General features: G+C 69.8%; 11 protein-coding genes. 7 read left to right on the top strand and 4 right to left on the bottom strand.

The features are described from left to right. Positions 1–3: 3 nt before the first annotated feature. Entirely contained in the window at positions 4–906 is a 903-nt protein-coding gene (gene galU / locus ACWD10_RS03085) for a UTP--glucose-1-phosphate uridylyltransferase GalU (protein ID WP_451086353.1), read from the bottom strand. A gap of 93 nt (positions 907–999) precedes the next feature. Between galU and ACWD10_RS03080 the strand changes: the two genes are divergently transcribed. Then, positions 1,000–1,602 carry a 5-formyltetrahydrofolate cyclo-ligase gene (locus ACWD10_RS03080; protein WP_451086351.1) on the top strand — a complete coding sequence of 201 codons (603 nt, stop codon included), beginning with the start codon at positions 1,000–1,002 and terminating at the stop codon, positions 1,600–1,602. A gap of 41 nt (positions 1,603–1,643) precedes the next feature. Here the strand turns inward: ACWD10_RS03080 and ACWD10_RS03075 are convergent, their stop codons facing one another. Then, complete coding sequence (locus tag ACWD10_RS03075) at positions 1,644–4,463, bottom strand: penicillin acylase family protein (RefSeq protein WP_451086349.1); 2,820 nt, start codon at positions 4,461–4,463, stop codon at positions 1,644–1,646. Positions 4,464–4,753: 290 nt separating this feature from the next. On the opposite strand from ACWD10_RS03075, the gene ACWD10_RS03070 reads away from it, so the two are divergent. From ACWD10_RS03070 to mscL, 6 genes are all read left to right on the top strand, one after another. Further along, entirely contained in the window at positions 4,754–6,259 is a 1,506-nt protein-coding gene (locus ACWD10_RS03070) for a potassium/proton antiporter (RefSeq protein ID WP_451086535.1), read from the top strand. A gap of 324 nt (positions 6,260–6,583) precedes the next feature. Then, positions 6,584–7,867 (top strand): MFS transporter, encoded by a 1,284-nt coding sequence (locus ACWD10_RS03065; protein ID WP_451086347.1) that lies wholly within the window; start codon positions 6,584–6,586, stop codon positions 7,865–7,867. Between the two features lie 67 nt (positions 7,868–7,934). Then, positions 7,935–8,270 carry an FmdB family zinc ribbon protein gene (locus ACWD10_RS03060; RefSeq protein ID WP_451086345.1) on the top strand — a complete coding sequence of 112 codons (336 nt, stop codon included), beginning with the start codon at positions 7,935–7,937 and terminating at the stop codon, positions 8,268–8,270. A gap of 85 nt (positions 8,271–8,355) precedes the next feature. Continuing rightward, positions 8,356–9,228, top strand: coding sequence for an S-methyl-5'-thioadenosine phosphorylase (locus ACWD10_RS03055; RefSeq protein ID WP_451086343.1), 873 nt, complete (start codon positions 8,356–8,358; stop codon positions 9,226–9,228). 208 nt (positions 9,229–9,436) lie between these two features. Next, positions 9,437–10,081: a hypothetical protein gene (locus ACWD10_RS03050; protein ID WP_451086341.1), complete on the top strand. Its 645-nt coding sequence runs from the start codon at positions 9,437–9,439 to the stop codon at positions 10,079–10,081. Between the two features lie 108 nt (positions 10,082–10,189). Further along, positions 10,190–10,741, top strand: coding sequence for a large conductance mechanosensitive channel protein MscL (mscL, locus tag ACWD10_RS03045; RefSeq protein WP_451086339.1), 552 nt, complete (start codon positions 10,190–10,192; stop codon positions 10,739–10,741). A 10-nt stretch (positions 10,742–10,751) separates the two neighbouring features. Here mscL and ACWD10_RS03040 read toward each other — a convergent pair whose 3' ends face one another. Beyond that, complete coding sequence (locus ACWD10_RS03040) at positions 10,752–10,955, bottom strand: hypothetical protein (RefSeq protein WP_451086337.1); 204 nt, start codon at positions 10,953–10,955, stop codon at positions 10,752–10,754. Between the two features lie 94 nt (positions 10,956–11,049). After that, positions 11,050–12,462, bottom strand: coding sequence for a NarK family nitrate/nitrite MFS transporter (locus tag ACWD10_RS03035; protein WP_451086335.1), 1,413 nt, complete (start codon positions 12,460–12,462; stop codon positions 11,050–11,052). Positions 12,463–12,527 lie beyond the last annotated feature (65 nt).

Raw genomic sequence — 12,527 nt, 5'->3', positions numbered from 1 at the left:
GTGCTACATCTCCTCGGTGACGTAACGGCGAAGCCAGGTCCGGAAGTCCGGGCCCAGGTCTTCACGTTCGCACGCGAGTCTGACAATGGCACGCAGGTAGTCGCCACGGTCACCGGTGTCATAGCGGCGGCCCTTGAAGACCACGCCGTGCACCGGGCCGCCGAGCTTCTCCTCGGCGGCGAGCTGCTGCAGGGCGTCGGTGAGCTGGATCTCGCCGCCGCGGCCCGGCTCGGTCTTGCGCAGGACGTCGAAGACGGCGGGGTCGAGGACGTACCGGCCGATGACCGCGAGGTTGCTGGGGGCGTCCACCGGCTCCGGCTTCTCGACCAGGCCGGTCACCTTGACGACGTCGCCCTCGTTCGTGGGCTCGACGGCCGCGCAGCCGTACATGTGGATCTGCGCCGGATCGACCTCCATGAGCGCGATGACGCTGCCGCCCTCGCGGGCCTGGATCTCGGTCATGCGCTGAAGGAGCGGGTCGCGGGCGTCGATCAGGTCGTCGCCGAGGAGGACCGCGAAGGGCTCGTTGCCGACGTGCGGGGCCGCGCACAGGACGGCGTGGCCGAGGCCCCTGGGGTCGCCCTGGCGGACGTAGTGCATGGTCGCCAGGTCGCTGGACTCCTGGACCTTGGCGAGCCGGTTCTGGTCGCCCTTCTTGGCGAGGGCTTCCTCCAGCTCGTAGTTCCGGTCGAAGTGGTCCTCGAGGGGGCGCTTGTTGCGGCCCGTGACCATGAGGACGTCCGACAGGCCCGCGGCGACGGCCTCCTCGACCACGTACTGGATCGCCGGTTTGTCGACGACCGGCAGCATCTCCTTCGGCGTGGCCTTGGTGGCCGGGAGGAAGCGTGTGCCGAGGCCCGCGGCCGGGATGACAGCCTTGGTGATCGTAGGGTGCGACTCAGTCATGCCCTGCAGCGTAACCGGTGTCTATGTGCGGAAGATGTGGGTCCGGTTAATTGAGACCCATTACGCACGCTTAGAGAGGTTTGTGAGCTGGCTGTGGATGCTGACTCGAGCGGCAAGGCTGACAAGGCGACCTTGCGCGGAGAACTCCTGGAGATGAGGCGCCGGTTGACTCCGGATGACGTCCAGGAGACGGCGGCGGTACTCGCCGAGCAGGCTCTCGGGCTTGCGGAGCTGGCCCGCGCGCGGACCGTGGCCGCGTATGTGTCGGTCGGCCCGGAGCCCGGCACGCGCGTGCTGCTCGACGCCCTGCACGCGCGCGGGGTGCGGGTGTTGCTGCCGGTGCTGCTGCCCGATAACGACCTGGACTGGGGCGCGTACGACGGCGCGGAGCACCTGGTGCGCGCCGGACGCGGGCTCCTCGAGCCGGATGGTGCGCGGCTCGGGCCCGAGGCCGTTCTGGAGGCGGACGCGGTGCTGCTGCCGGGGCTCGCCGTGGACGGGCGGGGGATGCGTCTGGGGCGCGGCGGCGGCTCGTACGACCGGGTCCTCGCGCGGCTCGCACGCGCGCGGGCGCATCCGCCGCTGATCGTGCTCCTCTACGAGAACGAGGTGGTCGCGCGGGTCCCGGAGGAGCCGCACGACCACCCCGTGCACGCGGTGGTGACCCCGAGCGGGGTCCGCAGGTTCACGGCCTGACAGCCGCTTTCGGCCGCCCCCGGAGGGGCGGCCGAAAAGGCCTACGGCCTGAGCACCAGATGGTTCTCGGTGCCGTCCTCGACCGCCTTCTCCGAGTAGGACCAGTCGAGCAGTTCGCCGTCCACCCACTTCTCGGTCTGGTCGATGTAGTAATCACTGGCGGAGTGGCCCGAGGCGCCGGTCAGGTTGATCCACTTGGACTTGTCGAAGTCCTTGAGGTTCACCACCATCCGCATCGACGGCACCCAGATCACGTCGTAGCCGCCCGCCGCGTTCCAGCCGGTGGCGTTGACCGCGGCCTCGCCGCCGCCCAGATCCCAGGGGCCGCGGTTGAGCAGCCACTGCATGAAGCCGGGGCCGTCGGTGCCGAGGGTCTGGTTCTTCAGGGTCAGCCGGTGCAGGCGGCCCCAGCTCCAGGTGTCGACGTCCTTGCCGAGCTTGGCGGTCAGCTCCCAGCGGGCGTCCTCCATGGCGCGCGCGAAGAGCTGGTCGCGGGTCTTGGTCTCGGAGTCGAGCCGCGTGGACGGCGACTGCCACCACTCGTTGTCCTCGTCGTCGAGGATGCTGCGCACCACCTCGAACCAGCGGTCGCCGCCGTCCGGCTGGGCCAGGTCCGGAGCGCGCTCGCCGCACTCGCGCACCCGCGCGTCGGGGTCGTCGACCGGCCCGGTCTTGTCGGCGGGCGGGACGCTGATGCAGGAGCCGTCGACCCGCAGCTCCTTGGGCAGCTTGTTGCCGAAGGCGAGCTTGAGGATGTTCCGCCAGACCGCGTTGAAGTACGCGGCCGCGGCCGAGTCGGCGTCCTGGGTGTAGTCCCAGCCCTCGAGGAGCTTCTGCGCCTCACGGACGTACGGGTCCGAGACGTCGATCTTGAGCAGCTTGGGCGTCAGCATCTTGGCGATCTCGCTGCTGTTGTCCAGCTGCATCTTGCGCATGTCCTCGGTCGAGATCTTGCCGTCGTTCTTGATCTTCGACTCGATGAGGTCGGTGATGCGCTGGCTGCGGGCGCCGTAACCCCAGTCCTCGGTGAGCTTGTACGGGTACTTCTTGGCGTCCACCACGGCCTGGTTGGCGGTCACGATGTAGCCGCGCTCCGGGTTGTACTCGTACGGCAGCGCGGTCTGCGGGATCCAGCCGGTCCAGCGGTACGAGGCGTCCCAGCCGGGGGCCGGGAGCGCGCCGTTGTGGCCCTTGGCGCGCGTGGGGATCTTTCCGGGTGCCTGGTAGCCGATATTGCCCTTGGTGTCCGCGTAGATCAGGTTCTGCGAGGGCACCTCGAAGTGTCCGGCCGCCTTGCGGAAGTCGGTGAAGTCCTTGGCCCGGTTCAGCTCGAAGACCGCGTCCATGGATTTGCCGGGGTCCAGGGCGGTCCAGCGCAGCGCGACCGCGTAGCCGTCGGCCCGGTCGGGCGCGGCGCTGTCCACGGGCGCCTCCTGGCCGACCCTGCCCAGCTCGCTGTCGCGGTCGGAGACCAGAGGTCCGTTGTTGGTCTCGCGCACGACGATGTTCTTGTCCGCGCCGCCCGCGACCTTGATGGTCTCCTTGCGGGTCTTGAACGGCTGCACCTTGCCGTCGTACAGGTAGCCGTCGCCCTGGATCTTCTCCAGGTAGAGGTCGGTGACGTCGGCGCCGAGGTTGGTCATGCCCCAGGCAATGTCCTGGTTGTGTCCGATGACCACGCCCGGCATCCCGGCGAAGGTGTAGCCGGAGACGTCGTACCGGCACTTCTCGGAGACGTTCCTGCAGTGGAGACCCATCTGGTACCAGACGGAGGGCAGCTCGGGCGCCAGGTGCGGGTCGTTGGCGAGGAGCGGCTTGCCGCTGGTGGTGTGTTTACCGGAGACGACCCAGGAGTTGGAGCCGATGCCGTCGCCGTTCGGACCGAGGCCGTCCGGAAGCTTGTTGAGGACCTTGGAGAGTCCGGAGAGCTGCGTGGTCATGCCGTCGGACGCGGTGTTCCCGCCGGCGAGACCGGCGCCGCCGCCCGCCCCTGTGGCGTCACCGCTGTAACCGGTATTGCCGGTAGCGCTGCCGCTGTCGGTGCCCGCAGCGGACGTTCCCTGCGTCCGCGTCGCGGTCCCCTCCGGGTCGTACGACTTGGTGGCGGGGTCGAGCGCGCCCTCCTGCACGATCGGCTTGTGCAGGTCGTACGGGTACTCCGGGTACAGGTCCTTGATCTGCTGGGGGCCAAGGCGGCTGTACATAAGAGAGCGGTCGATTTCGTCCTGCATGTTGCCGCGCAGGTCCCAGGCCATCGCCTTGAGCCAGGCCACCGAGTCGACCGGGGTCCACTTCTCTACTTCGTAGTCACTGGTGAAGCCGAGCGCCGCGTACTCGACGGACAGTTCATCGCCGCTCTTGCCGTCGAGATAGGCGTTGACTCCCTTGGCGTACGCCTGCAGGTACTTCTTCGTCTCCGGCGAGAGTTTGGATTCGTACTCCTGCTGCGCGACCCGGTGCCAGCCGAGGGTGCGCAGGAATTCGTCGTTCTCGATCTGGTCCTTGCCGAACATCTCGGAGAGCCGACCGGAGGTCAGATGCCGCCGTACGTCCATCTCCCAGAACCGGTCCTGGGCCTGCACGAAGCCCTGCGCCATGAACAGGTCCGCGTCGGACTCGGCATAGATCTGCGGAATGCCGTTGCCGTCCCGGCGTACGTCCACCGGGCCCGCGAGGCCGTCGAGTCGGATCGATCCCTTGGTCAGTGGCAGGGAGGCGCGCACGGTGCTGAGGCTCCAGTACGCGCCGAAGCCCACACCCGCGACGAGCGCGAGGACCAGCGCGATCACGATCAGGCGGGCACGTCGCCCCTTCTTCTTCCCGGGCTTCTCGCCGGAAGAGGCGCTTGTGTTGGCGGGCATCGCTGTCCTTGCTGTCTTTCGAGCGGCTTAGAGCGGCGGGAGCGGCTGTGCGGTCGGCCGGACAGGCCGTGCATTCGGTGCTGTTGGCCGTGCGGTCGGTGCTGTTGTTCGGGAGCAACCTTAGGCGCAGGGCACAGCGGCCTCGGACGGGGAGTCGGGAATCCGGCAGGCCTGGCGATCGATCGGTGCGGAGGGCGGGAGTCCGGAACGGGGGGCGGCGTCAAGGAACCGTAAACGATTAGGTAAGGTAACGAAGTACCCGGTTTCGTTACGCGTGGAAGGAATGGCCCCTGACTGTCCACCAGCTCAACCAGCTCCTCCTCCTCAGCTCCGTCGTGCTGCTCGTCGCGGTGGTCGCGGTCCGCATCTCGTCGCGCAGCGGGCTCCCCAGCCTGCTCCTCTACCTCGGTATCGGGGTGGCGATGGGTCAGGACGGCTTCGGCGACATCCAGTTCGACAACGCCGAACTGACCCAGGTGATCGGCTACGCCGCCCTCGTCGTGATCCTGGCCGAGGGCGGTCTGGGGACCAAGTGGAAGGAGATCCGACCCGCGCTGCCGGCCGCCTCGGTGCTGTCGACGGTGGGCGTCGCGGTGAGCGTGGGCGTCACGGCCGCGGGTGCGCACTACCTGGTCGGCCTGGACTGGCAGCAGTCCCTGATCATCGGTGCCGTCGTCTCCTCCACGGACGCCGCGGCGGTCTTCTCGGTGCTCCGCAGGGTGCCACTGCCCAAGCGCGTCACAGGCGTTCTGGAGGCCGAGTCCGGCTTCAACGACGCCCCCGTGGTGATCCTCGTAGTGGCCTTCTCCACCACGGGACCGATCCACTCCTGGTACACCCTGATCGGCGAGATCGCCCTGCAGCTCACCATCGGCGCCGCCGTGGGGCTCGCCGTGGGCTGGCTCGGCGCCTTCGGGCTCCGCCATGTGGCGCTGCCCGCCTCCGGCCTCTATCCGATCGCCGTGATGGCCATCGCGATCTCGGCGTACGCGGCCGGGGCCCTGGCCCACGGCAGCGGCTTCCTCGCCGTCTATCTGGCCGCGATGGTGCTCGGCAACTCCAAACTGCCGCACTGGCCGGCCACCCGGGGCTTCGCGGACGGGCTCGGCTGGATCGCGCAGATCGGCATGTTCGTCCTGCTCGGCCTGCTCGCCGCGCCGAGCACGCTGCTCATGGACATCTGGCCGGCGGTCGCCATCGGGCTCATCCTGACCATGGTGGCCCGGCCGTTCTCCGTGGTGCTCAGCCTGGCGCCGTTCCGGCTGCCCTGGCGCGAGCAGGCACTGATGTCCTGGGCCGGGCTCCGCGGCGCCGTGCCCATCATTCTCGCGACCATCCCGATGGTCACCGAGATCGAGGGCAGCGAGCGGATCTTCAACATCGTCTTCGTGCTGGTCGTCGTCTACACCCTGGTCCAGGGGCCGACGCTGCCCTGGCTCGCCAAGGCGCTGCACCTCGGCGAGACCGGCGAGACCCCGGCCGACCTGGGCATCGAGTCGGCGCCCTTGGAGCGGCTGCGCGGGCACCTCCTGTCGGTGCCGGTCCCGCCGAAGTCCAAGATGCACGGCGTCGAGATCGCGGAACTGCGGCTTCCGGCCGGGGCCGCGGTCACCCTGGTCGTACGCGACGGCGCCTCGTTCGTGCCACTGCCGACCACCGTGCTGCGGCACGGCGACGAACTCCTCGTGGTCGCCACCGACCCGGTACGGGACGCCGTGGAGCAGCGGCTCCGGGCGGTCAGCCGGGGCGGCAAGCTGGCCGGATGGCTCGGGACCGGAAACGGGCCGTCCTCGTAAGAGGCGACCGAAAACGGACCGTCCTCGTAAAAGAGCGCCCGCCTTCAGTACGCCCCTTCAGTACGCCCAGCCCGCCCCAGTGTCCGATAAATCACAGGCAACAAGGGCTGAATCTTCGCCTATTCAGAGGCGTAGAAGCGCATGAACCTTTACGATGGATGGACACTGAATCGAACCACCTCTGTCTGATGCAGAGCTGGCGCGACCGCACGGCGGCCGCGGCCCTCGCAGTGGGCCAGGTATCACCGACGTTCTTCTGCGCAAGAGGACAGCTCTCGGCGCCGCCACACGGGCCCGCCACCAGGCAGCAGAAAGGCAAGGACCGTGGCGTCCGCGGTCAACTCCACCTCCCGCCCCGGGTACGGGGCGCTCCTGCGCACCCCGCGCGCTCTTTCTTTTGTTCTGCCGGGCTTCGCGGCACGCCAGCCGTTCGCGATGCTGACCATGTCCATCGTGCTGCTCGTGCAGCACACCACCGGCTCGTTCGGCAGCGCGGGCGCCGTCGCCGCCGTCGCCGGTGTGTCCATGGCCGTGTGCGCCCCGCAGAGCGGCAAGCTCGCGGACCGCTTCGGGCAGTCCGCCGTGCTCATCCCCGGCGTCCTGCTGCACGCCTCCTCGGTGATCCTGCTCACCGTGCTCGCCCTCGCCCACGCCCCGCTGTGGGCGCTGTTCGTCGCGGCGGTGCCCGTGGGCGCCACGGTGCCGCAGGTCGGGCCGATGGTGCGGGCCCGCTGGGCGGCCGTCCTCGACCGGCCCGAGCAGCGGCCGCTGATGCAGACGGCCGCGGCCTTCGAGTCCGTGACGGACGAGCTCACCTTTGTCGTCGGCCCGGTGCTCGCCACCGCCCTGTGCACCTGGCTGCACCCGGGCGCGGGCCTCGCCGCCGAGGCGCTGCTGACCCTCGCGGGCGGCCTGCTCTTCGCCGCACAGCGCGCCACCCAGCCCAAGGCGCACGGCGCGGTCGACGGGCACGCGCGCGTGGAGCACGTTTCCGCGTTCTCGGTGCCCGGTGTGCGCGCCCTCGCGGTGGCCCTCCTCGGCATCGGCTCGGTCTTCGGCGGCATGCAGGTCGCGCTGACCGCCTTCGCCGAAGAGGCCGGGCAGCCCGGCGTGAACGGCCTCCTGTACGGGATCTTCGCGGCCGGCAACATGCTGGCGGGCATCGCCTGCGGCGCCATCGCCTGGAAGGTCGGCCCGCGGCGCCGCCTCCTCGTGGGCTACACCGCGCTCGCCGTGATGGCCTCCACGCTGTGGATGGTGCACTCCGTGGCGCTGTTCGCGGTGGTCGGACTGGCCGTCGGCATGTGCATCGCGCCCGCCCTGATCACCGGCTTCACGCTGGTCGAGACCCTCGTCCCGGCATCCGCGCGGACCGAGGCGTTCACCCTGCTCACCGGCTCGGTGGCGCTCGGCCAGGCAGTGGCCGTGACGGTCACCGGGCGGCTCGCGGACTCCTTCGGCGCGAGCGCCGGATTCCTGGTCCCGATGGGCGGCACGGTCCTCGCGCTGCTCACCCTGGTGGCGCTGCGCTCGCGGCTCCGGCCGTCCTCCCAGGGGCGGACCGTGGCACGTGGCGTCGGTCACCGCGTCCCCGTCGCAGTGGACTGATCCCGAGGAATAGGTCACTATGGAGCGTCGTTAGCACTCATCGAGTGAGAGTGCCAGGAGGAAGCAAGTGCCGACCTACCAGTACCAGTGCACCGAGTGCGGTGAGGGCCTCGAGGCCGTGCAGAAGTTCACGGACGACGCCCTGACCGAGTGCCCCAGCTGCAGCGGACGCCTCAAGAAGGTGTTCTCGGCGGTCGGCATCGTCTTCAAGGGCTCCGGCTTCTACCGCAACGACAGCCGTGGCTCGTCGTCGAGCAGCTCCCCGGCATCGTCCTCGGGCAGCTCGTCTTCATCGAGTGACTCGTCGTCGAAGGCCGGCACCTCGACGTCTTCCTCTGCCTCGACGTCTTCCTCGTCCTCGTCGTCCTCCGGGGGCTCGTCGAGCAGCAGCTCGGCCGCCTGATCCGGCAGCGGACGCGTACCGGACGCGCATCTTCTTTAGAGGGCCCCGCGGTCATCCGACCGCGGGGCCCTCTACGCTGCTCGCCATGGCGAACGAAGAGCAGGCAGTGAACGCGGAACAGGCAGCGCGGACCGCGGAGATCGGCGTCATCGGCGGCTCGGGCTTCTACTCCTTCCTCGAGGACGTCACCGAGGTACGGGTCGACACCCCCTACGGGCCGCCGAGCGACTCCCTCTTCTTCGGCGACATAGCCGGACGCAAGGTCGCCTTCCTGCCCCGGCACGGGCGGCAGCACCACCTGCCGCCGCACCGCATCAACTACCGCGCCAATCTGTGGGCGCTGCGCTCCGTGGGCGTACGACAGGTCCTCGGACCCTGCGCCGTGGGCGGGCTGCGGTCCGAGTACGGGCCGGGGACGCTGCTGGTGCCGGACCAGCTGGTGGACCGTACGAAGTCGCGGGTCCAGACGTACTTCGACGGGGTGCCGCTGCCCGACGGGAGCGTGCCGAACGTGGTGCACACGACGTTCGCCGACCCGTACTGCCCCGAAGGACGCAGGGTCGCCCTGAAGGCGGCGCGTGGGCGGGACTGGGAGCCCGTGGACGGCGGCACCATGGTCGTCATCGAGGGCCCGCGCTTCTCGACCCGTGCCGAGTCGCAGTGGCACGCCGCGGCGGGCTGGTCGGTGGTCGGCATGACCGGGCACCCGGAGGCCGTGCTCGCGCGTGAACTGGAGCTCTGCTACACGTCGATGGCGCTGGTGACGGACCTGGACGCGGGTGCCGAGCACGGCGACGGCGTCTCGCACGCGGAGGTCATGACGGTGTTCGGGGAGAACGTGGCGCGGCTGCGCGAGGTGCTGTTCGACGCGGTGCGCGCGCTGCCGGCACCGGTCGAGCGGGACTGCCTGTGCATGCGGGCGCATGACGGGTGGGATCTGGGGATCGAGTTGCCCTGAGGGGAACTGAGGAGGGCTGAGGTGGACTGAGGGGGCTGACAGGGCTGACGGGGGGGGGCTGAGGCGCGGTGGGCGGCCGGAACTTCCCCTTCGGGTGAGGGAATTGTCCACAACCCGTCGGGCATCCACAGGCCGGAGCGGGATTCCGGCGAACCGTGGATCGTGAGGTGCGTTCAGCCGATCTCCCTCACGACAGGCGGTGGTTGCCATGTCCTCCGACTCCTTTCCCGTACGGCCCTCCGCGCCGTCGTCCGCGCCCTCGGCCGTGCCTCCTCCCCCGTGCGAAGTGCCGCACTTCTCTCCGCTGCGGGTGCGCGGCGGGCGGTACCGCATTCCGGGCGCGGTACGGCGCAGACGGCGGGCGACGGCCGCGGGACTCGCGATGGCCGCCGCGGCGCTCGCCTCGACGGGCCTGCGCGGCGTCGGCCCGGCGGACGCACGGGAACCCGCGTCCGGGGCGGCCGGACCGGAGCGGGGCGCCGTCGACCTGGTGACGGCTCCGGTCCGCATCGCGGACGCCGAGACGGTGCGGCTGCTGCGGCCCGGGGACCGGGTCGATGTGATCGCGGCACCGGAGTCGGGCGGCGACGCTTCCCGGGTGGTGGCCGGGGCGCGGGTGGCCCGGGTGCCCGGGGCCGCGGCCGACACCGGCTCCGGAGGCGGAGGCAGGGGCGGGGCTGAGGGCAGCTCCGGCGTCGATACCGAAGGCGGCTCGGGGCTCAGCTCCGGGTTCGACGACGGCGACAGCGGCAGCGGACGCGGTGCGTTGGTCGTGCTCTCCGTGCCGCGCGAGGACGCGGCGAAGCTCGCGGGCGCGGGTGTGCGGGGGCAGTTGGCGGTGATCGTATGTTGAGCCACAAAATGTTTCCGTCAACTCACTTGATCGTGTGTGCTGATTGGACGGAGTTCCGCTCAACGGGGCCTAATAACACCGTCAATTTCACGTACGGAGAAGGGCTCCATGGTGAGCGAGGAGAAGAAGCCCAGCTTGTGGGCAGGCTTCAAGGCGTTCCTGCTGCGCGGGAACGTGATCGATCTGGCCGTAGCGGTGGTCATCGGCGCCGCGTTCACGAACATCGTGAACGCTGTGGTGAAGGGCGTCATCAACCCGCTCGTCGGCGCGATCGGCACCAAGGACCTCGAGAAGTACTCCTCGTGCCTCCAGGCCCCTTGCCGGACGGACGCGGAGACCGGCGAGGTCGTCGAGGGCATCCCGATCATGTGGGGCTCGGTCCTCGGCGCCACCCTCAGCTTTGTGATCACCGCGGCCGTCGTTTACTTCCTGATGGTGATGCCCATGGCGAAGTACCTGGCCAGGATGGAAGACCGCCGCAAGGCGAAGGAAGGCGTAGCGGAGACCCTCGAGGTCACCGAGCTCGAGGTGCTCAAGGAGATCAGGGACACCCTGGTCGCGCAGCGCGGCGGCGGGAGCGCGGGCGCCGCGGAGAGCGGCTCCGGCGGCGGCCCTGCGGGTGGCCCGACGGGTGGCCCGGCTGGTGGCCTCAGCAAGTAGCGGCCGCTGCTCAGAGGTGGTGGGGCGGCTTCTCGTCCAGGAAGCGCGCCAGGTCGGCGCTGTCGCCGTCGGCGCTGGGCCGCTCACCCCACCCGCGATCCGTGTCGTCCGCCGACTGTTCGTTCAGTGGATCGTCGAAGTGCAGAGCCGGACGGGGCCTGGGCTCGGCCTTCGCGTCTCGCGGTTCGGGGGCGGGGGCGGCGGTGTTGCTCATGCCTCCAGGGTACGGCGATCGGCCGACCGGCGCGGGGGTCCGGTCGGCCGGTGCGGGGGTCCGGTCGGCCGAGGGCCGGGGCTCCCGTGGCGGGTCAGCTGGGGGCCTCGGCGCCCTTGCGGGCGTAGAACCACCAGCAGACGGCGAGACACGTGGCGTAGAACCCGACGAACAGCCACAGCGAACCGATCACGGCCATGCTCGCGAACATCGCGGGGATGAAGAAGAAGCCGTACGCGGCGATCGCCGCGGAGAAGCCGGTCACCGCGCCGGCCTCCATCTCGGCCTGCTTGAGCGCGGCCCCCTCGGCCTGCGCGCCCTGGCCCGCCACCCGCTTCAGGTGCAAGTCCCGGAAGATCACCGGGATTTGCCGGAAGGTCGAGCCGTTGCCGATGCCGGAGAAGGCGAAGGCGCAGAGGAAGCCGAGGTAGAACGACCAGAAGGAACCCTGGTCGCCGCTGTGCGGCAGCGCCATGATCACCACGACCAGCGAGGCGGCCATGCCCACGAAGGACACCATGGTCACCCTGGCCCCGCCGATCCGGTCCGAGAGCCAGCCGCCCGCCCAGCGGGTGAGGGCGCCGATGAACGGGCCGATCCAGGCGTAGGTGGTGGCCTGGTAGCCCTGGGCGGCGAAGTTGTTCTTCATCAGCATCGGCAGGGCCGCGGCGAAGCCGATGAAGGAGCCGAAGGTGCCGACGTAGAGCCAGGTCATCAGCCAGTTGTGCTTGCGCCGGAAGATGATCTTCTGCTGGCTGAACGGGGCGGCGGCGACCTTGAGGTCGTTCATCAGGAACCAGGCGAGCAGCGCCATGATCACCAGGAGCGGCACCCAGAGAAAGGCGCCGTTCTGCAGCCAGACGTCCTCGTTCTTGACCGTGTCGCGCTGCGGCCCACCGGCCGGGGCGCCGAGCACCGCGGCCGTGACGACCAGCGGGGCGACCAACTGGACCACGGAGACACCGAGGTTGCCGAGCCCACCGTTGAGGCCGTTGGCACTGCCCTTCTCGCGCTTGGGGAAGAAGAAGCCGATATTCGCCATCGACGAGGAGAAATTGGCGCCGCCGATACCGCAGACGGCGGCGATCAGAGCGAGTTCCCAGTACGGGGTCCCGGTGTCCTGGAGCGCGAATCCCAGCCAGAGCATCGGCACGACCAGGACGATCGTGGAGAGCGCGGTGAACCTGCGCTCACCGAAGTTCGGCCCGATGAACGTGTAGAGGATGCGGAAGGTGCCGCCGGTGATGCCGGGGATGGCCGTCAGCCAGAACAGCTGGGAGGTGGTGAGGGCGAACCCGACCTCGTTGAGCTGGACCGCGGTGACCGACCAGACCTGCCAGACCACGAAGCCGAGCATGAGGGCGGGGATGGAGACCCAGAGGTTCCGCTGGGCCACTTTGCGGCCGGTGGACTTCCAGAAGGCGTCGTCCTCGGGCTGCCATTCGGAGATCGTGGATCCGGGGCGGTAGGTGTCTGCGGCCGCTTGCGCGCGGGTGGTAGTGGTCACAAGGTCACGGTAGGAACGCGTCTTCGGGCCCGCCGCCGCTGTAGGCCGAACGGGGGGCGGGGGCG

The sequence above is a fragment of the Streptomyces sp. NPDC002851 genome (assembly GCF_053591935.1).
Note: the sequence above shows the minus strand (reverse complement) of the source record. Positions and strands in the feature narration are given on the sequence as shown.